Raw genomic sequence first — 26,831 nt, forward strand, 5'->3', positions numbered from 1 at the left:
TCAGGCAAAAATTCAAAGGGAATCTCAAAAAGGGGTTCGGAATTTTTTAATTCCGAACCCCTTTTGTCTACAAACTGGAGGGAGCCAATAAATTTGGCTCCCTGTTCCTATTTAAAAAATACAATTTATCATTATCAAAGTATTGACAGGGTAATGCAATAAAGAATACCCTTGCTGAAGTTTTGTATTCTTTATCTTAACTAGGGACTTTCAGTATTTACCCTAATATTGATCATTTGATACATTTTTGCAACCCCCGGGAGAACCAATTCTCAATTATCATCATTTTAATGGATCATCATTACTGGTGATGTCATGTTTGTTTAAAAATTCAAGAATTCCATTCACCAATCCAGGTGATAACGGTAGTTCAGGATTTGTATAGGTTGCTAGATTTCCTTCTCGATCTGCAGGGGCTTCTTTCAATACATGATTCATCTTTTCGATTATAAGTAATTCAGAATCGCCTTTTTCCTTGTGCAAAGCTTTTGCATTATTGGGCGCCACTTGGATATCTCTATTCCCGTTTACGATTAGAACAGGGATTTTTAGTTCTTTTACTAATTCTATCGGATTATAATGAATCCAAGAAATCATGTAGGGTTGAACAGAAGGACGGAATACACTATATAAGTCTGCATTGACAGACTCGACTTGTTTACCTTGTTTTAGATTTGTCAGAATATCCTTGGATTCCGTTAATAACGCCGGTGTCAACTGCTCTTCAAGCTGTTTAACAAGTACTTGGTCTATAGGTTCGCCTGCACCCGCTAATGAAATGAATATGTCTGTCTCCGTTTTCTTTGCAGCTGCCATTCCAATTAAAGAACCTTCACTATGGCCGATGATGCCAACTTTGGAAAAACGCCGATCCTTCTTAGCAAATTGAACCCAAGCAGCTGCATCATCAATATATTGTTCAAATCTCAGGTCCTCTTCTTTTCCTGCTAATTTCATATTTTCCCCTATACCGCGCTTATCGTACCTTATGCTTGCAATACCTTTTTCCGCAAGACTTTCGGCTAACATTTTCAAACTATTATTTTTCCCGGGAATTGCAATGGTGTTCCCATCTTTATCAGTCGGACCAGAACCCGCAATTATAATCATCACAGGAAAAGGGCCTTCATTTTTTGGTATTTCTAAAAGGCCATTAATTGTTCCTTTCTTTAAGTCGGCCTGCACAACTTCACCTGATTCTTTTTCTGCAACTTCCTGATTGGATTTCTTAAGCAATTCAAAGGGGTACTCTTGCCCATTCTGAGCAAATGTTCCTGAAATCTTTTCCTGATCGACTTTCCCATCAAACGTTATTTGCTGATTTTGAATTTTCATATCAAAAAATAAATCTGATTTACTTAACTTAACACTTGTTAAGGGGAATTCGTTCAATCCTTGTACAGGAATACTTATAGTTCCATCTTCCTTCGTGAAATGAACAATAATTGGAAGGGGTTGATTGGGAATATTTATATCTCCTTCCCACTTACCTTCAATATCTTTCAATGAGCTCACTTCCTTCAAATTCTCATCCACCTGTTCCGCCTCCTTGATTCTGCAACCTGCCATTAATACTAAAGCGCTTACGATGATACATATAATCTTTAAAGGTCTTTTCATTTGAGCAACTTCCTTTCTTTATTAGAACTTTATTGTCGTTTTCTGTTTCAGTCACTCTTTCATTATTGATATTTGAATCACTTCTATCAGTCTTCATTATAAATATATATTAATATTAATTTCCGATTTTTTCCATTGAGGTGGTATTTATTTTTCCATAAAAGTGTACATAATAGATTTAATGGCTAATGAGGCTGTGTCTAATATCGGTATGCTTAAGGACGGTGCTGTTCTCAAAGTAGATTTTTTAAAAATTGACTACCCTCATAGCGGTAGCTATATTAGGTCAATATCAGAATTTTTTATAAAACAAACATTGACTTCTAAAAGAAACTCTTTTAGAGTAGATGTGTAAATTAAATATCCTCGTTAGGTGAGGCTCCTGTGTAGGAGATACGCTACTGCCCAAAAATGTCGAAAGACGCCAATGGGTCAACAGAAACCATCGACATAAGGTGGTTTTTAATGTAGCTGGCTTTGTCCTATGCCACACAGTGCTAAAGCTCTACGAATGGAGGAACTGGATTTATGCTATGTATTTGTCATTCAGTCATATACGACTGTTTTATTTGTCATCCAGACAATGTACGCATATATACCGTATTTTTGACGCCTTCATTTGTAATGGAGGTGTTTTTATTTTTTTCCTGGAGGTGAGGATTTGGATCCTTATTCGCGACGATATACTCGAAACTTAGTGAAAATTGAATAAACACAAGATTTTGGAAGGGGAATAATAATATTTTTTTTACGCTTATTAAGGAAATATTTTTTTGCTCCCCTAAAAAGGAGTGAGTGGCAAAAATGATAAAAGTCTTGACAGAAGACCAAATAACTTTACAAATCATAAAAGTTTTAAAAGAAGGAAAAAAGAAAGAATTTCAAGCAATATTAGAAGAACTCCATCCATATGACATTGCTCGGATTTTTGAGGGACTCCCAGAAAAACATCATACACGTTTCTTGCTGTTCCTTAATTCAGAACAAATCGCTGAACTGATTCAAGAGCTTGAAAAAGTACATCAATTAAAGATTCTTAGTAAATTAGGAATAGAGAAATCCGGGCATGTAATGGATTTAATGGATAATGATGACCTAGCTTCATTGTTAGAGAACCTATCCCCTGGGAAAATTGAAGAACTTCTTTCAGGCATGAAACAAGAAGAATCTAAAATCGTTCAAAATATCATGAATTATCCCCCTGAAACGGCGGGACGAATAATGACAAACCGTTTTGTATGGATCCCCCAACATTATACGGTCCGTGAATCAGTTGAAAAACTTAAAATATTTGCGGAGTTTTCGGAAACGATTAACTATCTTTATGTAATTGATAATGATAAAAAATTAGTTGGTGTTGTCTCATATCGGGATTTAATAATAAATGATGAATCTGAAAAAATTAAAGATATTATGTACAGCCGAGTGATCTCCGTATCGGCTTATGAAGATCAAGAAGAGGTAGCCGGTGTTATTGAGCGTTATGATTTTTTAGCAATCCCTGTTGTTGAAAAAAATAATGAGTTATTAGGAATTGTAACCGTTGATGATATTATTGATGTTGTCATTAAAGAAGCAAACGAAGATATTGAAAAACTATCGGCATCCGGTAAAGCTATTGATTTTGACACGAAGGCCCATGTGGCCGCATATCGTCGGCTCCCCTGGCTTATTTTACTTTTATTTATCGGATTAGTGTCTGGAACTATTATAAGCAGTTTTGAAGAAACATTGTCCAAAGTTGTTGCACTTGCTTTCTTTATGCCGATGATCGCAGGGATGACTGGAAATACAGGTACCCAATCTTTAGCTGTTGTTGTAAGGGGCCTAATCACTAGTGATACGGATAAGGGAGTCGTAACCAGACTTATTATACGGGAACTGAAAGTTGGATTGATAATAGGCATTACCTGTGGAATATTAATTTCCATCATAGCTTATGTTTGGCAGGGAAATCCCGTTCTGGGATTAGTGGTTGGAAGTTCGTTAGTCATGACCCTAATTATTGGGACCTTAGCTGGGACCATCATTCCTCTAATCTTATATAAACTCAACATCGATCCCGCAGTTGCTTCTGGTCCATTAATTACAACACTAAATGATATACTCTCGTTACTTATTTACTTTGGAATTGCGACGATGTTTATTTCAAAATTGATGTAGACCATCCATTAAACCAAGTTCACATATGTTTGCAAAGTTTTTTCAAGGGCGAACATAGCCTCAATGATTGCAGTGAAAACAGTCCAGGCTGACGTTTTAAACCAGGAATATAAAAAAGAAGAAGAAAGAAAGTAGCTGCTGAGCTTGACCATTTGCCAAGCAGATCAATAAAAATAGTGTATTTCAAGCTGCGGCCTTTTCTCGGTATCCAAACGGGGAAAGGCCGTTAAATTTCCAGGAAGCGAACCGTATATGGTAGAAGTCGTCGTACATTATTTATGCTTAAAACGAACATTGTAGGACAAAGCATTTTCCTCATGTCCTTTATATGAATGAAAAACATAGGGCATAATAGGTCGTAGCAAGTTTAGGACTTTCAAGAAAGGCTACATGAAGAGTGTTATGGAAGCAAAAGGCAATCATATTCTTTGACCTATGAACTTCAACAGTGATACGCTTCTTTTCGATATTACGCATTCAAAATCAAGGAGGAACGATTGATGACACAAACAAAACAACAAAAAATCACCCTGGCAAACCGTCCAAAAGGTATGCCTTCGAAAGAAGATTTTAACTTTGTTGAGAGTGAAGTTCCCACACCAAAAGATAATGAGATTTTAGTACGGACGCTATATTTATCTGTCGATCCATACATGCGTGGCAGAATGCAAGAAACCAAATCATACATTGCTCCATTTGAATTGAATAAAGTCATCACGGGTGGCGTTGTTTCTGAAGTTGTTGAGTCCAAATCGAATTCTTTCAAACAAGGGGATGTCGTTGTTGGGAATATCGACTGGGCAGAATATACAGTTGTCACTGAAAAGGAAATCCGCGTGATTGATCCCAAGGTGGCTCCGATCACAACGCATTTAGGGATTCTTGGAATGACCGGTTTGACAGCTTACTTTGGTTTGCTTGATATTGGTAAACCTCAAGAAGGTGAAACTGTAGTTGTTTCCGGAGCGGCTGGAGCAGTTGGTTCAGTAGTCGGACAAATTGCTAAGATAAAAGGTGCGAAGGTTATTGGCATCGCTGGTTCAGATGAAAAACTTGAGTACTTAACGAAAGAGCTCGGATTTGATGGAGCCGTAAATTATAAAAGTGATAGTTTTGCGACAGATTTAGCTAATGCTGTTCCTGATGGAATCGATGTTTATTTCGATAATGTGGGCGGCGAGGTGACAGATGCTGTTTTCACACTTTTGAATGCGAATGCCCGAATTCCATTATGCGGAGCGATTTCCTCGTATAATTCAGAAGGGAAAGATCTAGGACCGCGTCTGCAATCGGCGATGATCAAAACGAGTGCACTTATGAAAGGTTTCACAGTTGGAAATTATGCCGCTAGATTCCAAGAGGGTGCGACGGATTTAGGTAAGTGGCTTCAAGAAGGAAAGCTGAAGTATGAAGAAACGATTATTGAAGGGTTCAAAAACACACCTGATGCATTTTTAGGTTTGTTTAAAGGAACGAACCTCGGTAAGCAGCTTGTAAAAGTTGCGGAACCTGAATTCGCTCAACTCTAAGTATTATGGAAATAAAGCTGAGGAAGGTCCTTTGTTGTGATTTTTAAGCAGCTTATAATAAAAACGGCCTTTTTTCGATATTCAATCGAGAAAAGGCCGTTTTCCTTTTCATAAAAAGATATCCCAGACTGTAGGCAAATTTGAACGTTGCCTATAGGCACTCACTTTGCGCAGGCAATCCGTCCTAGGTGCCTTTGCGCCTGCGGGGTCTCCCTGGACGCGCTTTTCCCGCAGGAGTCTCGCACACCCGTTCCAATCTACTTTGCTTTTACCTTTAGTGGTATCTTTTTATCCATATGAAGGATATTAATTATTAGCAGTCATCTTATCAGTAGCTTTCACTGCAGAGTCAATAGAATCATTAATGAAAGGATAAATTGAAAATGAGTGAAAATAAGCACCCTTCCGAATCTCTGAAATCAGATGCGATACATACGACATTTAAACAGGCTTTTGAAATAAAGAAGAATCCATTTCCTTGGATAAAAGCACTAAGCGCAGGCATAGCTGCTGCCTTACCTGTTTTTATTGGCTTATTATTCGGAAATTTAGCGTACGGTTTACTGGCAGGGATCGGAGGTTTCACTTATTTATACGTTTTTAACCAACCGTATCACCAAAGAGCTATAAAGATTTTCTTTGTGATGGTGGGTCTTGCTTTATCTGTTGTATTAGGGACGCTTTTGGCTCCATACCAATTGGGAACAGCCATAATGATGGGGATCATCGGGGCAAGTATTTTTTTTATATTTGGTGCATTAAAGATTACCGGTCCTTCGGCGGTATTCTTCGTCTTGAGCTTTGCGCTTGCGACAGGTATGCCCGTTGATCAAAGTCTGGCTCCGTTGCGTGGGGGCCTCGTTTTAATGGGTGGGACACTATCTTGGATAATCTGTATGTTAGGGTGGTTTTTCAACCCTCATGGACCAGAATCGCTTGCGGTGGAAAAGGTGTACAGAGAATTGGGGGCATTCTTTGATTCCATGGGAACCGAGAAATACAATAAAGCAAGACAGGGAACGGTATTGGCGATGAAACAGGCTGAAGATACACTGTTAGCCGGGTTTTCAAACAGGCGAAGCCCAGATGAGTTAAAGCGGTTGTTCCTACTGAATGAACATGCGAATGCCATATTCTTGGAGGTTCTGGAAATTTCCTTGAACAAAAATATCGTACTGCCGCCAGAATTAGGTCAATCCGTTCGTGCCCTTACCGGTTCCATTGCATCTAAAACAAAGAATGAAAAAAAGATCCTTCAACCTGACCAAATGACTGAAGAGGTGGAAGAGTTATTCATGAAGATTTATAATGCAGATGCCATCATGAATGAACCTGTCCAGAAAATCGATCAAGCAGCAACCATCTCAAAGCCTTCTTTAAAAACCATTTTTCTTGGGGCGTTCGATAAGAATTCAATTGTCTTTCTCTCTTCCGTTCGATATGGAACAATCCTTACCATTGCCGCCATCATCGCCTATTCCGCCGATTTTAACCGTTCGTACTGGATTCCCTTATCCTGTGCGGCCGTTATGTCGGGTTCGACCATAATCGCCACATTCCATCGGGCGGTCCAAAGGACTTTCGGGACGGTCATCGGACTCCTGATAGCAAGTTTAATTCTAGCAGCCGTTCATAACGAGTTCATCATCGTTTTGATCATTTTACTGTTGACATTCATTACAGAGCTTTTCATCGTTCGGAATTATGGATTGGCAGCGATGTTTTTTACTCCTTCAGCATTAATCATGGCGGAATATTCATCTCAAAGCTATGATTTCAGTTTTTTTGCGACTGTAAGAATAACCGATATCGTCGTTGGAAGCTTGATAGGTCTTATTGGGGCGCTGTTACTCGGCAGTCGTTCTGCATCCAGTCTTCTCAATCATTTGATGGCCAAAACGATTCGAAGCCAGGGGCAGTTATTATTGATGGCGTTCTCTGAGAAAGATAATGACCTTGCAATTGATGAAAGCAGCGAAAGGAACAAAATGCAAACAAATATGGTGAATCTATTAACGGTTTACAATGCATCCCTTGGTGAGATATTCAAAAACAAGGCTAGACTGGAATCTTTTTGGCCCGTTATATTTTCGATAGAACAGTTGGGCTATTATCTAAATGCTAGCTGGCCTGAACGGCCAGTCCTTTCAGAGCGGGAGCTCGCACAAATGCTGTATGTTTTCGAAACCATGGCGATAGCGGCAGATAAAGGTCGATCACATACTAATAAAGAAGTGCCTGAAATTGAAGGATATTCAAAAATTCGCCAGGAGATTTTGGACCTTCAAGAAGCACTTCAGTTTTGCGGGGAAGCAACTGGCGAATCAATCTATTGATTCTAATAAGGGAGTTCATATTTGACTCCCATTCAATTAAAAAAGGATTTCTTCGCCTCTGTTAATAGGATGAAATTGGTAGGATTATAGAAAAGTCTGTAAAAATGCCAGTTTTCATTATAAAATGTACTTACAAACAGAAAGGTGATGAACCATGTCAAACGTTGCTGAATTTCGTGATTTTTTAACTAGTGAGAAAATCTATATGAATGAGTTGAATGAAGATGGCACCACCTTTTTTAGAGCTGAACAAAAGTTAAAGGACGGGTGGAAGGTTCTTTTAGTATTTGCTTTCAATCAAGATGAAAATGTGGCGGACTTATTTTGCTTTAATGTCGCCGAATTGAAGAATCCTGAAAAGAAACAGGATGTACATACACTGTTGAATGAATATAATGCTAATTTTAGGTATTCCAAGCTGTATGAAGAAAATGGAACCATTTCCATTCGGTATTCATACTCCATTGAGGGGGATATCGTACCGGATCTGGCGTTCAGGAAGTTAATCATGCTGCTTGAAACGGCACAGCAGGTTTATCCGCGGTTAATGGAAGTCATTTGGTCTTAAATCATCATAAAGGATGAAAAAGTTCTCTGAATCAGGGGACTTTTTAACATCTCTACTAGAATGAATGAATATATTAACGTTACAATACATTAATTATTAAATTTTTTTAAAAGAACTATTGCATTTTTTCACATTAAACTATATAATTAATTTTGTTGATTGGTAATTCGACAAAGTTCTACAAGGACATGCGGGTGTAGTTTAGTGGTAAAACCTCAGCCTTCCAAGCTGATGATGAGGGTTCGATTCCCTTCACCCGCTCCAATACATACTCATAACGTAGGGTTTCGTTACCTGGAGAACGAAGCTTTGCGTTTAAATATTATTACAAGAATTCTACTGTTTACAGTGGGATTTTTTTATTGTCCAAATTACCTGCATTTTATGGGGGCGGAAATTTGGGAAGGGGTTGAATGAGCTGAAGGGATGGATCGATGGGAATGTAATTTATTTTAAAAGTTTGGAAAGTTTACGAAAAGACCCCTTCCGATTGTGGAAAGGGTTTATTTCCGTTCAATTTTGATTAGCCTTCTACAATCGAGTAAGTCCCTTCACCACCGTGGATTTCAAGGAACATGTCCATCAAGGATTTTGTTAGTTGATGTGCTTCTGTGATTGGAGTATTGGGTTGTAAATAAATGATTTGGATGGCTTTCTTTGTTTCTTCGGTGACTTTCGTGCGTTCTGAATCAACGTATGGGCTTCCGAATGCGCCCTCATGATCGGCTGATGTAATCATATTTTCCATGGAATTCAAGCGGCCGTTCAAACCGTCATAACCATCCGTCCCCTCGCCAATCTTAATCAAGATGTCTCCTGATACCTTTTCCGCATCATAAATGCCGATCGGAACTTCATATAATAGGGAGAAGAAGTTATTCAAATCTATGGCTGAATGGATGGGTGTCAAGTAATTCTGTTTTTTTACGCGGCGGTACAGGGCTTCAACGGAGGGGCGATACCGTGACGGGTTGGTCCCTGCAGCCTTGAAAGTCTCCCGCCACACTTTAATGCCGGAAAAGTCGGTCAATTCCTTTTCTTCAAGGTCGAAGAAAAGAGCTTCCTGAAATAGTTGAAGTCTCCCTTTCACCATTTGCGGGGAGGGACCTACTTCGATGTTTTCATATGTAATGATCCCAACTTTGAATTGGGGGATTTTACTGCTAAGATTAGCTGATACGGTAATTTCCAAGCGTTTCACCTCCAAAAATGATTGCAATTAGTTTATCATAGATAGCAATGGTTTGAAATGGATACAAGCTTCGATCGGAATACTGAATGAACGTAGGTGATTAATATGGATATGAATGCATTCAAGCAAGAAGTGATTTTATATAGTAAAGAGATCGGCATAGATAAAATCGGTTTTACATCGGCCACGGCTTTTGCCGAATTGAAAGCTCGCCTGATACGTCAACAGGAACTGGATTATCAGTCAGGGTTTGAAGAAGGCGATATAGAAAAAAGGGTCAGGCCTGAATTGATATTCGAAAAACCGCAATCCATCATTTCGATTGCACTTGCTTATCCGTCAAAATTGAAGGATGCTCCGCAAAGCACAAAAGGTGAGCGGCGAGGGATCTTTTGCCGGGCTTCTTGGGGAACGGATTATCATACCGTTCTCCGTAATAAATTGCAGTTACTTGAGGGTTTCATTAAAGATAAAGTGCCAGGGGCAGTGGTGAAGTCAATGGTAGATACGGGCGAATTGTCAGATAGGGCAGTGGCTGAGCGTGCAGGAATTGGCTGGAGTGCAAAAAACAGTATGATCATCACTCCGGAATTCGGGTCTTTTGTATACTTGGGAGACATGATTACCAACCTGCCATTTGAACCGGATCAACCGATGGAAGATCAATGCGGGACATGCAATAAATGTGTCGATGTTTGCCCGACAGGTGCGCTCGTTCAGGGTGGCCAGCTAAATTCCAAGCGTTGTATTGCATTCTTAACCCAGACAAAGGGTTTCCTGCCGGATGAGTTCAGGACGAAAATTGGCAATCGTTTGTATGGGTGTGATACATGCCAGACCGTTTGTCCGAAAAACAAAGGAATGGATTTTCATTTTCATGAAGAAATGGAACCCGACCCCGAGTTAGCGAAACCGCTGTTGAAACCTCTGCTTACGATTTCAAATCGGGACTTCAAGGAGACATACGGCCATGTATCTGGCTCTTGGCGCGGTAAAAAACCAATCCAAAGAAATGCCATTTTAGCATTGGCCCACTTCAAAGACGAAACGGCATTGCCCGAACTGATCCAGGTCATGAAGGATGATCCGCGGCCCGTCATACGGGGAACGGCGGCCTGGGCGGTTGGGAAAATTGGCCGGGGGCAGTCCGTTTCCGTTCTGGAAGAAGCACGAATGAAGGAAACGGATGAAGAGGTACTGGCGGAAATTGAAAAGGGACTGCAGTTTACCTTGGAAACAAAATGATATTTAAGATGTAGTGGCTGTCCTAAAAGTCGTAAATGACTTTTGGGACAGCTTCTTTCTCTTTTTTCTAGTTATAGACATTACCACTAAAGTTAACCGGATAGCTCCCAATTTGTAACCACTAAGTAGTAGTTTTTTGTAGTAAATACATTATTGAACAGAAGATAAAACCAGTATCGACTATCAGCAGTACTTACATCCCCGTAATAAGATTGTTGTTATACGGGTATATTTGTTACGGCATCTACAAATTCATACTTAAGATGAGCTGCAGCACCACTTCTTTTGGACACTTGCCATTCTGAATAACTAGTTGCTACTCTATTCCTTATGGTGAAAATATTTGTTTATATATATACCTGCGGGTACCTAAAAAGAGAGATTATTGGGCTGTTAATAATCAGCAAATCCTTAGCTCTAAAAGCATAACTGTCCAAATTTAAATGACTTGAGCTCCCCCTTTTCCTCTTAACGTGGAGGAAACTGGTCATCTTGTCTTTTATCTATATACAAAGTGCCATCACTTTGTATTTCAGCATAAAATACATCTTTTAGGCATACACCAAACTGCTGTAATTGCGTTTCCAACCAGCTTTGGTTTAAACTCAGTTTACTTAAATTATGAGGAACGATTTTTCCATCCACAATAATTTCTGTAGGTATGTATAATGGTTTCACATAAGTAATATCCTTTTTGGAAACACTCGGGCTATCCACTTTTTTTAAGACAGACAATTGACCATTTGGTTCTAAAACGGCATAGTTTACCTCTTGCATGGAGAATATGCTTTGTTCTCGCAATAGCATGCTAAGGTCATCCATGTTTAATTTTTCCCCTTTCAACGCTTTCTCTAGGATTTTTCCATCTTTGATTACAATTGTAGGTTCGCCGTCAAGTATTATACGAGCTTTTGGAGATTTTAAATTAATGAAGCTTACAAGAATAGTAAGTACGGACCAACCGATTAAACTAACGAAGGCGTCAACCAAATCAATACTTGTATCGATTGTGATGGAAGCAGCCACCGCGCCGATAGTGATACCTGTAATATAGTTAAAGTAAGTCAACTGACTTACTTGCTTTTTTCCCATAATTCGAGTCATCAATAGTAAAACCACAAAAGCAGCAACTACCCTACTTAACACTTCAATAAAGCTCAAAATTTCCGTCTCCAATCTGGTCTAAACAGGTTAGAAAATTGTGTATTCATTCTTATATTTTCCCCAATATTACTTTGATTATAATTCAGTATAAAAAAAGCCATACTGTAATCGACCCATACGGAAAGACATCACACGTGACTTTAAAATTTATGAATGTGAGGGTTGTTTGGATTGCCCTTTAAAATCGTAAAAAGGCGGGAGGAAATCGTCAGGTGCATTTTAATCCCCTTCGCACATACACATTAGCATAGATGGTAAGAAGGAGGGCATGAACTTGAGGGAACAATTGCAACGCCTTTTACAAGAAAGAGTGGAGTTTTATACTTCCGATAATCAGGAACGGAGTGAAAGGAAATTACATCTGAAAAAGGAATTGATGAGGAACCGTGCAGCGGAAATTGTTCGGGTGAATGCAGCAGGCAAGGTTCATTCGAAGAGAAAGGAAGACATGGATACAGTCCTGACTTATCAAGTGCACCTGCAATATTTATTGAAAAAGGAGGATTCATTTTATATTGAAGAAGAAATGGAAGAAAGGGAAGCTCGATTTCGAAATGGGTATATAGTGGATGAATGTGAGTTGGTTCCCAGCTTTGAAACGGAAGAGGCACAGCCAAAATGTGATCCCGGCGCAAATCGTCTTGCATATAAGTATGAGCGGATGAAGGCCGTCCAATATGCCGAGCGTTGGTGGAATGAATTCAATCCAAGGTATCATAAATTCACTGATGATTGTACGAATTTCATTTCACAATGTCTACATGCGGGAGGAATTCCGATGTGGGGGGCGCCAAACAAAAGTAAGGGCTGGTGGATAAGAGGAAAAAGCTGGAGTTACACTTGGACGACGGCACATTCTTTATATCATCTGCTAAAATCCGGGAATGCCATCAGGACAAAGCAGGTGGAGACGGCAGAGGAATTGAATTTGGGTGATATCCTCTGTATAGATTTTGAAGGGGACGGACGGTTTGATCATAACTTGATTGTAACCGCGAAGGATCAGGATGGGATGCCGCTTGTGAATGCCCATACGATGAATAGCCGTCACCGGTATTGGACGTATGAGGATTCGACTAGATATACACCGAACATCGTTTATAAATTCTTTGTGATTTTGGATGGAGGGTGATTGGTTTTTAGTCTTTTTTGTTTAATGCTATAATTAAGGTGAAGTTCAAACTAGAGGTGAATATGAAGTGGCAATACATGTAGTTTTATATCAACCACAGATTCCAGCAAATACAGGCAATATTGCAAGAACGTGTGCAGGGACGGATACGTCTTTGCATCTCATTCGCCCGCTTGGTTTCTCAACGGATGACAAACAGCTCAAACGGGCTGGGCTCGATTACTGGGAGAATGTAAAGATCCATTATTATGATTCGTTAGAAGAGTTTTACGAAAAGAATGCCGGCGGTGAATTTTATTACTTAACGAAATTCGGCGAGCAGCCGCATTCCAGCTTCGATTACAGTGATCAAGACAGTGAGATATACTTCATTTTTGGCCGTGAAACGACGGGTCTCCCGAAAGAGCTGATCCAAGAAAATATGGATCGGTGCCTTCGGATTCCAATGACGGATAAAGTACGTTCCCTTAATCTGTCGAACACGGCTGCCATCTTGATTTATGAAGCATTGAGACAGCAAAATTACCGTGAATTGGATTTGAAAACAAAAGGTTGAGTGTCATCACTGGCTTACTGTCATCGGGGGAATTACAGCCCCGATGATGGATTTTTCACTTTACATATTCAATAGGGGTGAGAGCTTTGAATAAAATAATTGAGAAGATTTTAGATCACCGTTCCATTCGTTCTTTTGAGGACAAGCCATTGTCTGAGGAGCAAATCAATACGATTGTGGAATGCGCCCAGGCTGCATCGACTTCAAGTTATATTCAAGCGTATTCAATCATAGGGATAACCGATCCGGAAAAGAAAGCCAAGCTTGCTGAACTTGCCGGACCACAATCTTATGTAGAGAAGAATGGACATCTATTCGTCTTTTGCGCCGATTTATATCGTCAGGATATGGTTTCCGAAATGGAAAACATGGACCTGACTGAATCGATTGAAAGTACGGAGAAATTCATGGTTGCCTGTATTGACGCTGCTCTGGCGGCTCAAAATGCAGCATTGGCCGCAGAATCGATGGAACTTGGCATTTGCTATATCGGCGGGATACGCAATAATCTCCCGGAAGTGTCTGAGGTTTTGAATATACCGCACCGGGTTATTCCATTATTCGCTTTAGTGGTTGGATATCCGAAAAACCGTTCGGATAAAAAGCCCCGTTTGCCGAAGTCCAATATCTATCATGAAAATGGATATCAGGAGGATAAGCAGGAGTTCATCGGACAACTTGAAGAGTACAATGAAACGATTTCCAGTTATTACGAAAGCCGGACTAAAGGTAAACGAAAAGACACCTGGACCGAGCAAATGGCTGGCATGCTTGGAAAAAAAAGCAGGCTGTACATGAAAGATTACGTGGAGAAGCAAGGATTTAAGAAACATTGATTGATGACTTAAGGGACATCCTTTCAAAATCCTGAGCATGCGCCAAACAGTGAAGATCCCGGAATTATTTCCGGGATCTTCACTGTTTTCATTTATCAATTGGTAAAACTTTTCAGGCGAAAGTTCTAAAAGGTTGTCTTCTTATATACCCATGAACTAACTATTGACAATATATTTAGATAGAATTATAGGATTAAAGTATTGGTAATGATAATCATTTTCAATTGAGTCTTTACTTACCTATTTTTCAGTAAATGGAGGTTAAAAAATGGTTCGCCTATATACAGAGAATTTAAATATTGGGTACGATGAACATTTAATTGTAAAAGATCTCAGTGTGGAAATTCCAGATAAAAAAATCACAACGATCATCGGTTCAAATGGATGTGGGAAATCCACACTTTTGAAAGCGATCACCCGGATCATTCCAAACCAATCAGGTACGGTTATTTTAGATGGGGTGAATATCTCAAAAGAAAGCACTAAGATCCTTGCAAGAAAAATGGCCATACTTCCGCAGCCACCCGAGAGTGCAAGTGGTTTGACAGTTGGCGAGCTCGTATCATATGGGCGCTTTCCCTATCAAAAAGGTTTTGGGCGTCTGACCCAAAAGGACTATGATGTGATTGATTGGGCACTTGAAGTGACCGGCATGAAAGACTTTAAGTTCCGTCCGGTGGATGCTCTTTCAGGTGGCCAGCGCCAGCGTGTTTGGATTGCCATGGCCCTTGCCCAGGAAACGGAAATCATCTTCCTCGATGAGCCGACCACCTATTTGGATATGGCGCATCAACTAGAGGTTTTAGAACTATTACAGAGGCTGAATGTAGAACAGGGACGTACGATTGTCATGGTCCTTCATGATTTAAACCAAGCTGCTGGCTTTGCCGACTATATCATTGCCTTAAAAGAAGGGGAAATAGTCAAAGCAGGAGATTGTGAAGAAGTCATCACTCATGATGTGCTTAAGGAAGTATTCCATATTGATGCGGTAATCGGACGAAATCAACGAACGAACAAACCAATGTGCAGCACCTACAATTTATTAAAAGGAGATTTGACATCAAATGAAAAAGATAATGATCCCGTTTATACTGCTGTTAGTGTTAATTATTAGTGCTTGTGGTAACGAGTCGACCAAAAAAGAAAAAGGCTCCACTTCCAAAAAGGAAAAATCAGGTACAATCACTTACCAATCTGAAAACGGCCCTGTTGAAGTTCCTGCAGATCCAAAGCGCGTTGTAGTACTATCTACTTTCGCAGGTAACGTAATGGCTTTGGATGTTAACCTTGTAGGGGTAGATTCCTGGTCTAAAATGAACCCGAACTTTAAAGAACTAAAGGATGTCGAAGAAGTGACGGACGAAAACCTGGAAAAGATCATGGAGTTGAATCCGGATTTAATCATTGGTTTATCAACGATTAAAAATGTCGATAAATTAAGTGAAATTGCTCCAACCGTTACGTATACATACGGAAAAGTGGACTATTTAACGCAGCACATAGAAATTGGTAAGCTTTTGAATAAAGAAAAAGAAGCCCAGGCTTGGGTGGATGATTTCAAAAAACGTGCAAAAACAACCGGTGAAGACATAAAAGCTAAAATCGGTGAAGATACTACCGTTTCCGTATTTGAAAAGTTTGACAAACAGTTCTATGTATTTGGTGATAATTGGGGACGTGGAACGGAAATCCTTTATCAAGAAATGAATTTGGCCATGCCTGAAAAAGTAAAAGAAGTGGCGTTGAAAGATGGTTACTTTGCTTTATCTTTAGAAGTTCTGGCAGACTATGCCGGTGATTATGTGATTTTGAGTAATAATAAAGATGAGGATAATTCATTCCAATAAACAGATACGTATAAAAACATTCCTGCTGTTAAAAACAATCAACTATTTGAAGCTAATGCGAAAGAATTTTACTTCAATGATCCAATAACATTAGATTACCAAATAGACTTCTTTTCCAAAAGTTTTCTAGGTAAATAATACAGCGAGGAGAGGGATTCAAATACCTCTCCTTTTATTCTATAAATAAAGAGATGAGAGACAGATGACTAATGAGAATAAACGTTTCATCCCATTTATATATAAACTGATCATCGGGATTGCTGCATCCATGGGCATGTTCTTTATTTCGATGGCATTTGGTGCGGCAGATGCTACCGTCAAAGATGTCTGGCAAGCACTGACATCAAATGCTACCGGTGATAAGATTTCCATCATTCGGGAAATCCGGTCCGTGAAGTGGGTGCAATCTTTGTTGGTGCGGCACTTGCCGTTTCTGGTGCCATCATGCAGGGAATGACTAGAAATCCACTTGCTGATCCAGGGTTGCTTGGATTGACGGCAGGTGCCAATGCAGGTCTCGCCATAACTTTGGCATTTATTCCTTCAGCTAATAACTTAGGGATAATGACTGCGTGTTTTATTGGATCCGCAGTGGGGGCTACCATGGTTTTCGGCATAGGTGCGATGAAAAAGGGAGGATTTTCTCCTTTACGGATCGTATTGGCTGGTGCTGCAGTCTCTGCATTCCTATTTGCCGTTTCGGAAGGGGTCGGTATTTATTTCAAGGTATCAAAGGATGTTTCGATGTGGACTGCAGGCGGGAATATCGGAACATCATAGGGGCAGCTCCGTGTAATCGTCCCAGTTATTGTAATAGGCATCCTGATCTCCTTTATCTTTTCTAGACAGCTCACAATACTTAGCTTAAGTGAAGAAGTGGCGTTAGGATTAGGTCAAAAGACAACATAAATAAAGGCGGTCCTCTTCGTAGTCATCATTCTCCTAGCTGGTGCTGCCGTTGCTCTTGTTGGGAATATGGTATTCATCGGGTTAATGGTCCCCCATATGGTTAGGGCAATCGTTGGTACGGATTATCGATTCATCCTGCCTATGTCAGCGATTTCAGGCGCCACTTTCATGCTTCTTGCCGATACGATAGGCCGGACAATAAATTCTCCATATGAAACACCTGTGGTAGCGGTTGTTGCGATGATAGGTTTACCTTTCTTCCTCCTAATCGTGCGTAAAGGAGGTAAATCATTTTCATGATCCAGTCAGCTTTAATCAAAAAACAGCGATGGATATTAGGTGCATTATTCGCACTCATAATCATAACGATCATTATTGGGACATGTTCGGGGTATTCGAATCTTTCTTTAGGGCGACTGATTCCAACGCTTTTCGGGCAAGGGACGTTTAAAGAGGAATTCATTTTATATTCTGTCCGATTACCGCGGATCATCATTACCCTTTTAGCAGGCATGGCCCTTGCACTGTCGGGAGCCATTTTACAGGGAATCACACGTAATGATTTAGCCGATCCCGGAATCATCGGAATCAACTCAGGAGCTGGTGTTGCCATTGCCGCTTTCTTTTTGTTTTTCCCGATTGATACAGGTTCGTTTGTTTACATGATCCCACTTGTCGCTTTTATAGGCGCGTTACTGGCGGCCTGTTTAATATATATACTCTCATTTAAGAAAAGGGCTGGCCTTGAACCTGTTCGGTTAGTTTTGATTGGCGTAGGATTTTCAATGGCGCTTTCAGGCTTGATGATTGTCCTCATTTCATCAGCGGAACGGGCAAAAGTCGATTTCATTGCAAAATGGTTGGCGGGAAATATATGGGGTACGGATTGGCCCTTCATTTGGGCTATTCTTCCATGGTTAATCATCCTCATTCCATTCACTTTATATAAAGCAAACCGTTTGAATCTGCTTGGTTTAAGTGAACCAATCGCAATTGGAGTGGGCGTATCGATTGAAAAGGAACGGATCGTATTGCTAATCACAGCTGTCGCACTGGCTGCGGCTGCCGTTTCTGTTACAGGCGGAATTGCATTCATTGGACTCATGGCCCCCCATATAGCAAAATCTTTGGTGGGACCTCGAAATCAATTATTCATTCCAGTTGCCATTTTAATCGGTGGATGGCTATTGTTGCTTGCCGATACAATAGGTCGTAATATTGTTGAACCTGAGGGGATTCCTGCAGGTATCATGGTTGCATTGATCGGTGCTCCTTATTTCATGTATTTATTGTTGAAGAAGTGAGTTCATTGCTAAAATCCCTTGAAATCTTTCAGGGGATTTTACGCTTTTTTTGAGCACTTCCTTTTGTAGAATCAAACAAAATTCCATAGTTATTTATTTTTAATTATGGAATTTATCTATATCTATTTATTTCCTCTGGATTCAATCGTTTCGCTTCGAAAAAAAATACTTGAATGAATTTTTTTGTATTTACCCGGGTAGGAGTAAGGACGATCGTTGAATCATTTTGCAGTTCTTTCATCTTTTGGCGAACGACTGTGAAATCAAAAAATTTAGAAGCGTAATTTTCAAACTTTGGATTTGAAAAATCCGTTAAACCGAGCGAAGCAAAATGATTTAACGAATGGTTGATCGTTCTGCGTATTCGCTGTTCGGCAGCTTTCATTTCTCGATTAATATCAACTTGCGCAGCTGATGCTCCGAGCTTTTTTTTTGTAATTTCTTCAAAGATATCTTTAAGAGTCGGGAAATGCTGTTCAAAAGTAAATGTCCGTTCATACATGAATAAATACTGAAGCATTTCAATTAAATCCTTTGCCCCATTTTCTCCCACAACCCCTAATTCCGATAATAAAAATTCGCCCACCTCTTTTATGCTTTTTTCATTAAAATTATTTGATTTATCAGCCTTTGGCTGTTCAAAATTCAATACACTATTTAAAGAGGCTTGGATATTAGTGATCGATCTTTCTAAATGAATACGTTCCATGACCTTTCGGATAACTGTTAATATTTCAATGCGATTAATTGGTTTAGTAATATAATAATCGATTCCGAGTGAGTATGCCTCACCAATCAGCTCTTTTGATTCAACCTGTGAAATCATTATTATTTTTCCATTAAATGTACTTTTTATATGACGAAGTGTCTCAATGCCATCCCGGATGGGCATTAATAAATCAATAAATAATATATCAATTTGTTTTAAATTCAAAATATGTCCTTCTAATTGACTGCCATCTTCCGCTTCCTCTACCACTTCTCCTAAATCTTCGTTCTCTATAATTTGGCTTAAGTTCGAACGTATAGCACAATCATCATCTGTTATAAAAAAACGCATGGAATCATCCTTTCTGTATCAACTTATGGATTGGTAACTTTATAGAAAAAACAGCGCCGTCAATCTTACTCTCAAATAGGATATCCCCTCCCAGTTCTTTCACAACTTCTTTAACATATGAGAGTCCAATCCCTGTTGAAGGGGTCCCGAAATGATCATATTTTGAAGTGAATCCAGGTTTAAATATAACGGTCTGATATTTTTTAGGGATCCCAGGACCATTATCAGCAACTTTAAATTCTACATTATCGCAAAGTTCACTCAAACTTAAACTAATGATTCCCTTTTCTTTAATTGCCTCCACTGCATTTGCGACTAAATTATTGAAAAGAGATAATACGGTATATACATGATAATGTGAATCGGTGTTTCCATCTAAAGAGTATTCAAATTGAATATCCTTTCCAAGTGATAAGGCATATTTTTCATTAATTCGGATAATTAATCGAATAAGTTCAGCAGCTTCCATATAATCCTTAAAACTCTCATTAGAAATCAATTTAGAGAGACCAGCAAAAATTCGTTGATTATCTTTCTTAACTTCATGCATTTCACCCGCAATGCGCAATGCTCTTTGACTATATTGCTGTGTAAGAACATGGGGTTGCTTTTCCCGTTTTTCCCGTTCTTTTAAATCGCGATACAAATCATACGATTCCTTTGTTATATTCTCTGCATTTTTTAATGTTTTTCTTAAATGAATCGTTTCCTCATATAAATTGGAAATGAGCATCAGCATGTGTTCATTTTGTTTTCTGATTTGCCTTTCTCTTGATTGTGCCTCATAAAGTTTCATCATATTAAAAAAGCTTAAAACGATAAAACTGTGTCCGAATGCGATCACGATCATCTCATTTAATGAACCTAACGTAATTGTTGTTTCTAATACAAAATATTGAATGATTAATTCTGCAGTGTCGGATAATATTTCGATAATGAGGCCAATAAATCCAATAATCAAAGACCGGTTTTGAAAGCGGTTGATTTTCACTAAAGAAAAAAGAAAGGAATAGGTGAAATAAAAGAAAAAACTGGGATACTGTTCTTGAAAAGTGGACGCCCAGTGAAAATTATCATTTGTGAAAAAGTCTATTAGGATACGAAATAACACAACCATCGTTCCTGTCAAGGCACCCGATAAAATAGCAGGTGTTTTCTGTAATAATAGTAAAAAGAAGAAAAGTGCAGGCGGACCAAAACTTATCCGAAACGTTTCATTTAAAGGATAAAAACTCAATTCACCAGCTAATGGGACTGTTAACAACATCAGAGCAAGGATATTGACCTCTTTTTTCATTAACGTACCGAGATTCAAGGCGTTCACCTCCCAATTGTTTAAAAAATCAGTATACAGTTTCAGCGGCTTCAATACAATGCTTACTTTGCTTAATAGAACGTATTAGTAAAAATACGGAAAAAACAATCTTTTTTTCTATCCACAAAAATAGTATCAAAACATGTGAAAAGAATCCCGTTTTTGCTTTTAAAGGATTTTTATTTTTTAGATTTTGTAGGTTTTTGTAAGATTATGTAGTTCCCGTTTTAAAATTCAAGGTAGGTAAAAACTTTTGAAAGCGCTTAACAATATTTAGAATATTCATTATGTTTTCATCTAATCCATTAAAGTTAAGCACAACAATGAAGAGGTGGAAGAAAGTGGTTGGAGAATTAACAAAAGATTATAACATTCATGTTAATAATCAAAAGCAAGCCTGCTTGGATGAATGGGTAGCAAATTACAAACCCTATGCTACTGAAGGACAAACCGCCAATTATATACCTGCGTTGAGGAATACACACTTATCGCAGTTAGGTATTTGCATACTAGAGCCAGGTGGAAACATGATAAAGTCAGGAGATTGGGAAGTCCCTTTCACGTTACAAAGTATTTCAAAAGTGGTCAGCTTTATAGCAGCATGCTTGGGTTGCGGCATTTCTTATGTGTTGGATAGGGTCGATGTGGAACCAACTGGGGATGCTTTCAATTCAATCATTCGTTTAGAAATGCATAAGCCAGGAAAACCGTTTAATCCTATGATAAATGCTGGGGCGATTACTGTAGCTTCGCTTCTGCCAGGGGAGTCTTCACAAAAAAAATTGGAATTTCTCCTTGCATTATTTGAAAATTTGTTAGGGAAGCGCCCAATCATCAATGAGGAAGTGTTTCAATCTGAGGTGCTAACCGCTCATAGAAATAGAGCTTTAGCACATTATTTAAAAGAGATGAATTATTTAGAATCTGATGTAGAGGAGGCTTTAGAGGTTTACCTGAAGCAATGTTCCATAGAAGTGACTACAGAAGACATAGCCCTGATTGGATTGATTCTCGCACTAGATGGATACCATCCTATACGTCAAGTACAAGTTCTCCCTAAAAAAGTGGCTAAACTAGCCAAAGCGTTAATGCTTACTTGTGGAATGTACAATGCTTCGGGGAAATTTGCGGCTTTTGTTGGGGTGCCAGCCAAAAGTGGAGTATCGGGTGGAATTATGGCATCAGTTCCTCCAAGTGCCAGAAGCGGAATGCCCTTCAAAGGTGGATGTGGTATTGGTATTTATGCGCCGGCAATTGATGAATATGGGAATAGCGTGACAGGTAGTATGCTATTGAAACATATGGCAGAAGAATGGGATCTAAGCATTTTCTAAAAAAGCAGAAAATATTGTTCTCATAAAGGGGACAACCTTAAGATATTCCAATCAAAAGTTAGGCGCTTAATAAGAGGTGATCTGAATGCAGCAATTACATTAAGATTTATTTGGGCGTACACTAGCACAAATCATAAATCCAGTTACTTTAAAACGTTATTTAAAGGAATGAATTTTTGGAAAGCATGGTGATGAACATATGAATAATTTACAGCGAAAGATGGGAACGTTCTCATTAACGATGGTAGGACTCGGGTCTATTATTGGATCAGGTTGGTTATTTGGAGCTTGGAGAGCGGCACAAATCGCAGGACCAGCTGCCATTATCTCTTGGATTATAGGAATGGTTGTTATATTATTTATTGCACTTTCTTACAGTGAATTAGGGGCAATGTTTCCTGAAGCTGGGGGAATGGTAAAATACACGCAGTACTCTCATGGTTCGTTCATAGGGTTTCTTGCAGGTTGGGCAAACTGGATTGCAATTGTTTCCGTAATTCCAGTTGAAGCGATTGCTTCAGTTCAATATATGAGCTCATGGCCATGGGAATGGGCGCAGTGGACACATGGTTTAGTGAAAAATGGAAGTCTTACAGGGGGAGGCTTGGCAATTGCCTCTGCATTACTTATCGTCTACTTTTTATTAAATTACTGGACAGTTAGTTTGTTTTCAAAAGCTAACTCATTTATTACAGTCTTTAAGGTTATTATACCTGGACTTACGATTGGATCACTTTTATTTGCTGGTTTTCATGCATCCAATTTTACGTCAGCGGGAAGTATGGCACCTAATGGTTGGGCAAGTGTACTTACTGCAGTAGCGACTTCTGGAATAATCTTTGCGTTTAACGGTTTTCAAAGTCCGATTAATATGGCAGGTGAGGCAAAGAATCCTGGACGTTCGATCCCAATTGCAGTGATTGGCTCCATTTTAATTGCAACGGTTATCTATGTTTTATTACAGATTGCGTTTATTGGAGCCGTTGATCCGTCCATGATTGTGAACGGATGGCATCATTTGAATTTCAATTCACCGTTTGCTGACTTAGCAATTGTTTTAGGCATAAACTGGCTAGTCATTTTACTATACGTCGATGCTTTTATTTCCCCTTCCGGGACAGGAATAACATACACGGCGACAACGTCACGAATGATTTATGGAATGGAAAAGAATAAATATTTACCAAGCGTGTTTGGAAAACTTCATCCTCTTTATGGTATCCCGCGTCAAGCCATGTTTTTAAATCTAGGTGTATCTTTCTTATTTTTATTCATGTTTAGGGGCTGGGGAGTACTAGCAGAGGTAATTTCGGTTGCCACTTTAGTCTCTTATATTACAGGTCCGGTTACTGTTATGACACTAAGACGCACAGGTAAGGACTTGTACAGACCATTACGTCTAAAAGGATTAAGCATCATTGCGCCACTTGGCTTTGTTTTTGCTTCTTTGGTTCTTTATTGGGCAAGATGGCCGCTGACAGGTCAAGTATTATTTATCATAATGATCGGTCTTCCCGTTTATTTCTATTATCAAGCAAAAATAAACTGGAAAGGATTCCGTCAAAACTTTTCGGCAGGACTTTGGATGGTTGTTTACTTAATCTGTATGATGACCATTTCATATTTAGGCAGTGAAAAGTTTGGTGGACTTAACGTAATTCCATTTGGTTGGGATATGGCCCTCATTACATGTTTATCACTAGTGTTTTATAGGTGGGCAATAAAGAGTGGATTCCAAACAGAATATTTGGAACAAGGAAAAAAAGTAAACGACGACTTGAGAGCATTGGAGAACGATATCACATCTCAAACGGAAAAAAAGAACGCTGTATAAAATATGAAGACACTTCATTGATTTCATGCAAGCATGAAATCAATGAAGTGTTTATTAATAATTTATTTTAAAAGTTAAGAAATCCTTCCAGGGTTCGAAAGGACTTTTTTCTATTTATATGGATGGGTGTGCAAAGAAAAGGGACAGCAAATTTAATTTGCTGTCCCTTTTTTTGGAATGTAAGAAAGGCCTTAATATTTTCTTTATTTGACACCCGGTTTATCTTCATAACCAGCAGTAAAGATAGCGGCTAAAAATGTAATAGCAACTGCAACGATAATAATTGTGCCCATAATGTGACCTCCCTTTACCCATATTGTCCCACTTAAGTATAGGCTTAGTATACCCTAATTTTTAGCAGTAGTGTACACTATTTTTCTTGTCAGCCGATTTGTCATCAATTGTTCAATGATGAAGCCTTTTTCGATATATGGAGCGTGCAGGAGGTTTCTAAACAATGCCCGGACACTTTTTAAAGTCTGACATGTTTGTCAGACTTAGAGCATAGATTTAAGTATTCTCTGAAAGTGACAGGGGGAGGTTCCTTAAATGGATATTTTAAAGAAAATCGAAAAATTTAGAGAAGATGAACAGAAGCTGAAGTGGGAAGGCACCTTCGCAGAGTACTTAGAAATTTTGAAAGAAACGCCATTAGTTGCTCAATCTGCTCATTCACGTGTATACAACATGATCAGAGATGCAGGGATAGAGGAAGTAAATGGGTCAAAGAAATACAATTTTTTCAGCGGTCAGTTGTTTGGGCTTGAAGATTCACTGGAAAGGCTCATCGAGGAATATTTCCATCCGGCGGCAAAGCGGCTGGATGTCCGTAAGCGGATTTTGCTTCTTATGGGTCCGGTCTCAGGAGGAAAGTCTACACTCGTTTCTTTACTGAAGCGTGGACTTGAAAATTATTCATTAAAGGATTCTGGTGCCATTTACGCAATAAAAGGATGCCCGATGCATGAAGATCCACTGCATCTCATTCCGCAGTATTTACGGGGTGATTTTTATGAGGAATACGGCATCCGGATTGAAGGAAACCTATCGCCGCTGAATGTAATGAGGTTAGAACAGGAGTATGGAAGCAGGATTGAAGATGTGATGGTCGAGCGTATTTTCCTTTCAGAGGATAAGCGTGTTGGAATTGGAACATTCAGTCCTTCTGATCCTAAGTCACAGGATATTGCTGATTTGACGGGCAGCATCGATTTTTCGACGATTGCCGAATATGGATCTGAATCGGATCCGCGTGCCTATCGCTTTGATGGCGAACTGAACAAGGCGAACCGCGGGATGATGGAATTCCAGGAGATGCTTAAATGTGATGAGAAGTTCTTATGGCATTTGCTTTCATTGACACAAGAGGGGAATTTTAAGGCAGGGCGTTTTGCATTGATCAGTGCAGATGAACTTATCGTGGCCCATACGAATGAAACGGAATATAAAGCTTTCATTTCCAACAAGAAAAATGAGGCATTGCATTCGCGGATCATCGTCATGCCTATTCCGTATAATCTGAAGGTTACCGAGGAAGAAAAGATTTATGAAAAAATGATTCATGAAAGTGATGTCTCAGATGTTCATATTGCCCCGCATACATTACGGGTGGCGGCAATCTTCAGCATCATGACCCGCTTGAAGGATCCCAAAAAGGGCGATATAGATTTACTGAAAAAGATGAGGCTGTATGATGGGGAAAATGTGGAAGGCTTTAATTCCGCAGACATCAATGAATTGAAGAAAGAATATCAGGACGAAGGCATGAGCGGAATCGATCCACGTTACGTGATTAACCGAATTTCCTCTACGATCATTCGTAAGGAAAATCCGTCCATCAATGCATTGGATGTACTTATGTCATTAAAAGCAGGTCTTGATCAGCATCCGTCCATTACAAACGAACTTCGGGAGCGGTATTTGAATTTCATTTCCCTTGCACGTAAAGAATATGATGCCATTGCAAAAAATGAAGTGCAAAAGGCATTTGTCTATTCATATGAAGAGTCTGCGAAAATCCTCATGGATAATTATCTGGACAATGTCGAAGCATACTGCAATAAATCAAGGCTGCGCGATCCTTTGACAGGGGAAGAAATTAATCCGGATGAAAAATTGATGCGCTCGATTGAAGAGCAAATTGGAATTTCCGAGAATGCAAAAAAAGCATTCCGCGAAGAAATATTGATTCGTATCTCTGCATATGCGCGTAAAGGAAAGCGATTCGATTATAATTCACATGATCGTTTACGGGAAGCAATCCAGAAGAAGCTATTCGCGGATTTGAAGGATGTCGTCAAAATCACTACTTCAACGAAAACACCAGACGAAAGGCAACTGAAGAAGGTGAACGAAGTCATTACGAGACTTATCGATGAGCACGGTTATAATTCCACTTCGGCCAATGATTTGCTGCGCTATGTGGGCAGCTTGTTAAATCGGTAAATGCATGCTTTCTTGCCCCTGCCCCCTATTGGGTAGGGGTTTATATCCTTTTTTAGGAAAGGTAAAGTATTTGTTAAAGGTGACAGGGTATCGGATATTTAAAAATTAAAAAAAAGTACCGGGCCCTACTAGGGGGAGCCCGGTACTTTGGATTCCTATTTGGTTACATTCAAGCCATACTGTTCAATAAGTGTGATAAGTTGGTCGGGGGAAAGTTCGTCTTCGCTATGATCGATTTTAATTTCCCCATCATCAACATCGATGATCGCACGTTCCACGCCTTCTGTTTTTAAAAGTATGGACTCTAGATTTAGAATCGGACCTTCTGACGTTGCTTCTTTTACATAAAGTGTAGTTGTTTGCATACTTCTTACACCTCCTTTGGTTTGCTCATAATGTCTTATCTATACCCCATCTTCCCATTGGATATGTTACGTTT

The 26,831-nt window shown here is 39.3% G+C and carries 19 protein-coding genes, 1 tRNA gene, 2 pseudogenes and 1 riboswitch; of the genes and pseudogenes, 16 read left to right on the forward strand and 6 right to left on the reverse strand.

The features are described 5' to 3' along the window. Nucleotides 1–282: 282 nt before the first annotated feature. On the reverse strand, nt 283–1,620 hold the full coding sequence (locus ACFX4L_RS18090) for an alpha/beta hydrolase family protein (protein WP_377385090.1): 1,338 nt from the start codon (nt 1,618–1,620) through the stop codon (nt 283–285). A 358-nt stretch (nt 1,621–1,978) separates the two neighbouring features. Next, a riboswitch (M-box (ykoK) riboswitch) is annotated at nt 1,979–2,144 on the forward strand. A 280-nt stretch (nt 2,145–2,424) separates the two neighbouring features. Between ACFX4L_RS18090 and mgtE the strand changes: the two genes are divergently transcribed. The 5 genes from mgtE to ACFX4L_RS18115 all read left to right on the forward strand — a co-directional run bounded on the left by mgtE (nt 2,425) and on the right by ACFX4L_RS18115 (nt 8,480). Beyond that, the gene (gene mgtE / locus ACFX4L_RS18095; protein WP_176432039.1) at nt 2,425–3,783 is read left to right on the forward strand and encodes a magnesium transporter; all 1,359 of its coding nucleotides are present in this window, start codon (nt 2,425–2,427) and stop codon (nt 3,781–3,783) included. A gap of 500 nt (nt 3,784–4,283) precedes the next feature. Continuing rightward, nucleotides 4,284–5,312 (forward strand): NADP-dependent oxidoreductase, encoded by a 1,029-nt coding sequence (locus tag ACFX4L_RS18100; RefSeq protein ID WP_377405808.1) that lies wholly within the window; start codon nt 4,284–4,286, stop codon nt 5,310–5,312. 383 nt (nt 5,313–5,695) lie between these two features. Then, nucleotides 5,696–7,648: an FUSC family protein gene (locus tag ACFX4L_RS18105; protein WP_377385093.1), complete on the forward strand. Its 1,953-nt coding sequence runs from the start codon at nt 5,696–5,698 to the stop codon at nt 7,646–7,648. 154 nt (nt 7,649–7,802) lie between these two features. After that, entirely contained in the window at nt 7,803–8,216 is a 414-nt protein-coding gene (locus tag ACFX4L_RS18110) for a YbjN domain-containing protein (RefSeq protein WP_061461819.1), read from the forward strand. 190 nt (nt 8,217–8,406) lie between these two features. Continuing rightward, nucleotides 8,407–8,480 (forward strand) — tRNA-Gly (locus ACFX4L_RS18115). Nucleotides 8,481–8,739: 259 nt separating this feature from the next. On the opposite strand, the gene ACFX4L_RS18120 is transcribed toward ACFX4L_RS18115, so the two are convergent. Then, on the reverse strand, nt 8,740–9,408 hold the full coding sequence (locus tag ACFX4L_RS18120) for a B3/B4 domain-containing protein (RefSeq protein ID WP_089364596.1): 669 nt from the start codon (nt 9,406–9,408) through the stop codon (nt 8,740–8,742). Between the two features lie 105 nt (nt 9,409–9,513). Here ACFX4L_RS18120 and queG point away from each other — a divergent pair, with 105 nt between their 5' ends. After that, a complete protein-coding gene (queG, locus tag ACFX4L_RS18125) occupies nt 9,514–10,653 on the forward strand; it encodes a tRNA epoxyqueuosine(34) reductase QueG (protein ID WP_061461821.1) in 1,140 nt (379 codons plus the stop codon). Between the two features lie 468 nt (nt 10,654–11,121). Here the strand turns inward: queG and ACFX4L_RS18130 are convergent, their stop codons facing one another. Next, nucleotides 11,122–11,814: a DUF421 domain-containing protein gene (locus ACFX4L_RS18130; protein WP_284471664.1), complete on the reverse strand. Its 693-nt coding sequence runs from the start codon at nt 11,812–11,814 to the stop codon at nt 11,122–11,124. A 271-nt stretch (nt 11,815–12,085) separates the two neighbouring features. Between ACFX4L_RS18130 and ACFX4L_RS18135 the strand changes: the two genes are divergently transcribed. The 7 genes and pseudogenes from ACFX4L_RS18135 (at nt 12,086) to ACFX4L_RS18165 (ending at nt 18,404) form a co-directional block, all read left to right on the forward strand. Next, on the forward strand, nt 12,086–12,949 hold the full coding sequence (locus ACFX4L_RS18135; protein WP_309145527.1) for an amidase domain-containing protein: 864 nt from the start codon (nt 12,086–12,088) through the stop codon (nt 12,947–12,949). 67 nt (nt 12,950–13,016) lie between these two features. Then, nucleotides 13,017–13,505, forward strand: coding sequence for a tRNA (uridine(34)/cytosine(34)/5-carboxymethylaminomethyluridine(34)-2'-O)-methyltransferase TrmL (gene trmL, locus ACFX4L_RS18140; RefSeq protein WP_089364594.1), 489 nt, complete (start codon nt 13,017–13,019; stop codon nt 13,503–13,505). 86 nt (nt 13,506–13,591) lie between these two features. Next, on the forward strand, nt 13,592–14,341 hold the full coding sequence (gene nfsA / locus ACFX4L_RS18145) for an oxygen-insensitive NADPH nitroreductase (protein ID WP_377385099.1): 750 nt from the start codon (nt 13,592–13,594) through the stop codon (nt 14,339–14,341). 268 nt (nt 14,342–14,609) lie between these two features. Continuing rightward, on the forward strand, nt 14,610–15,458 hold the full coding sequence (locus tag ACFX4L_RS18150; RefSeq protein WP_377405810.1) for an ABC transporter ATP-binding protein: 849 nt from the start codon (nt 14,610–14,612) through the stop codon (nt 15,456–15,458). Then, nucleotides 15,409–16,329 (forward strand): annotated as a pseudogene (locus ACFX4L_RS18155) (iron-hydroxamate ABC transporter substrate-binding protein). The gene ACFX4L_RS18150 and the pseudogene ACFX4L_RS18155 overlap by 50 nt, the downstream one beginning before the upstream one ends. A 64-nt stretch (nt 16,330–16,393) precedes the next feature. Next, nucleotides 16,394–17,400: pseudogene (locus tag ACFX4L_RS18160) on the forward strand (FecCD family ABC transporter permease). Further along, nucleotides 17,397–18,404, forward strand: coding sequence for a FecCD family ABC transporter permease (locus ACFX4L_RS18165; protein ID WP_377405812.1), 1,008 nt, complete (start codon nt 17,397–17,399; stop codon nt 18,402–18,404). Before ACFX4L_RS18160 ends, ACFX4L_RS18165 begins: the two are co-directional and overlap by 4 nt. 112 nt (nt 18,405–18,516) lie before the next feature. Here ACFX4L_RS18165 and ACFX4L_RS18170 read toward each other — a convergent pair whose 3' ends face one another. After that, complete coding sequence (locus tag ACFX4L_RS18170) at nt 18,517–19,464, reverse strand: response regulator (protein WP_284471657.1); 948 nt, start codon at nt 19,462–19,464, stop codon at nt 18,517–18,519. A 4-nt stretch (nt 19,465–19,468) separates the two neighbouring features. Continuing rightward, nucleotides 19,469–20,788, reverse strand: a complete 1,320-nt coding sequence (locus ACFX4L_RS18175) for an ATP-binding protein (RefSeq protein WP_377405820.1) — start codon at nt 20,786–20,788, stop codon at nt 19,469–19,471. Between the two features lie 314 nt (nt 20,789–21,102). On the opposite strand from ACFX4L_RS18175, the gene ACFX4L_RS18180 reads away from it, so the two are divergent. From ACFX4L_RS18180 to ACFX4L_RS18190, 3 genes are all read left to right on the forward strand, one after another. Continuing rightward, entirely contained in the window at nt 21,103–22,113 is a 1,011-nt protein-coding gene (locus ACFX4L_RS18180) for a glutaminase (RefSeq protein ID WP_375166313.1), read from the forward strand. A gap of 199 nt (nt 22,114–22,312) precedes the next feature. Further along, nucleotides 22,313–23,947: a glutamate/serine transporter AimA gene (locus ACFX4L_RS18185; RefSeq protein ID WP_284471656.1), complete on the forward strand. Its 1,635-nt coding sequence runs from the start codon at nt 22,313–22,315 to the stop codon at nt 23,945–23,947. A gap of 549 nt (nt 23,948–24,496) precedes the next feature. Then, nucleotides 24,497–26,392, forward strand: coding sequence for a PrkA family serine protein kinase (locus tag ACFX4L_RS18190; protein WP_061461828.1), 1,896 nt, complete (start codon nt 24,497–24,499; stop codon nt 26,390–26,392). Nucleotides 26,393–26,547: 155 nt separating this feature from the next. Here ACFX4L_RS18190 and ACFX4L_RS18195 read toward each other — a convergent pair whose 3' ends face one another. Continuing rightward, nucleotides 26,548–26,757 carry a hypothetical protein gene (locus ACFX4L_RS18195; protein ID WP_061461829.1) on the reverse strand — a complete coding sequence of 70 codons (210 nt, stop codon included), beginning with the start codon at nt 26,755–26,757 and terminating at the stop codon, nt 26,548–26,550. Nucleotides 26,758–26,831: the final 74 nt, after the last annotated feature.

Origin of the sequence: Peribacillus sp. YIM B13482 (assembly GCF_042787975.1) — a bacterium.
Lineage (GTDB): Bacteria > Bacillota > Bacilli > Bacillales > DSM-1321 > Peribacillus > Peribacillus simplex_A.

What these genes read in the sequence shown, in the direction of transcription:
- ACFX4L_RS18090 (WP_377385090.1), bottom strand. Translation starts at nt 1,620, where the DNA reads ATGAAAAGACCTTTAAAGATTATATGTATCATCGTAAGCGCTTTAGTA.
- mgtE (WP_176432039.1), top strand. Translation starts at nt 2,425, where the DNA reads ATGATAAAAGTCTTGACAGAAGACCAAATAACTTTACAAATCATAAAA.
- ACFX4L_RS18100 (WP_377405808.1), top strand. Translation starts at nt 4,284, where the DNA reads ATGACACAAACAAAACAACAAAAAATCACCCTGGCAAACCGTCCAAAA.
- ACFX4L_RS18105 (WP_377385093.1), top strand. Translation starts at nt 5,696, where the DNA reads ATGAGTGAAAATAAGCACCCTTCCGAATCTCTGAAATCAGATGCGATA.
- ACFX4L_RS18110 (WP_061461819.1), top strand. Translation starts at nt 7,803, where the DNA reads ATGTCAAACGTTGCTGAATTTCGTGATTTTTTAACTAGTGAGAAAATC.
- queG (WP_061461821.1), top strand. Translation starts at nt 9,514, where the DNA reads ATGGATATGAATGCATTCAAGCAAGAAGTGATTTTATATAGTAAAGAG.
- ACFX4L_RS18135 (WP_309145527.1), top strand. Translation starts at nt 12,086, where the DNA reads ATGAACTTGAGGGAACAATTGCAACGCCTTTTACAAGAAAGAGTGGAG.
- ACFX4L_RS18150 (WP_377405810.1), top strand. Translation starts at nt 14,610, where the DNA reads ATGGTTCGCCTATATACAGAGAATTTAAATATTGGGTACGATGAACAT.
- ACFX4L_RS18165 (WP_377405812.1), top strand. Translation starts at nt 17,397, where the DNA reads ATGATCCAGTCAGCTTTAATCAAAAAACAGCGATGGATATTAGGTGCA.
- ACFX4L_RS18170 (WP_284471657.1), bottom strand. Translation starts at nt 19,464, where the DNA reads ATGCGTTTTTTTATAACAGATGATGATTGTGCTATACGTTCGAACTTA.
- ACFX4L_RS18180 (WP_375166313.1), top strand. Translation starts at nt 21,103, where the DNA reads ATGAAGAGGTGGAAGAAAGTGGTTGGAGAATTAACAAAAGATTATAAC.
- ACFX4L_RS18185 (WP_284471656.1), top strand. Translation starts at nt 22,313, where the DNA reads ATGAATAATTTACAGCGAAAGATGGGAACGTTCTCATTAACGATGGTA.
- ACFX4L_RS18190 (WP_061461828.1), top strand. Translation starts at nt 24,497, where the DNA reads ATGGATATTTTAAAGAAAATCGAAAAATTTAGAGAAGATGAACAGAAG.
- ACFX4L_RS18195 (WP_061461829.1), bottom strand. Translation starts at nt 26,757, where the DNA reads ATGCAAACAACTACACTTTATGTAAAAGAAGCAACGTCAGAAGGTCCG.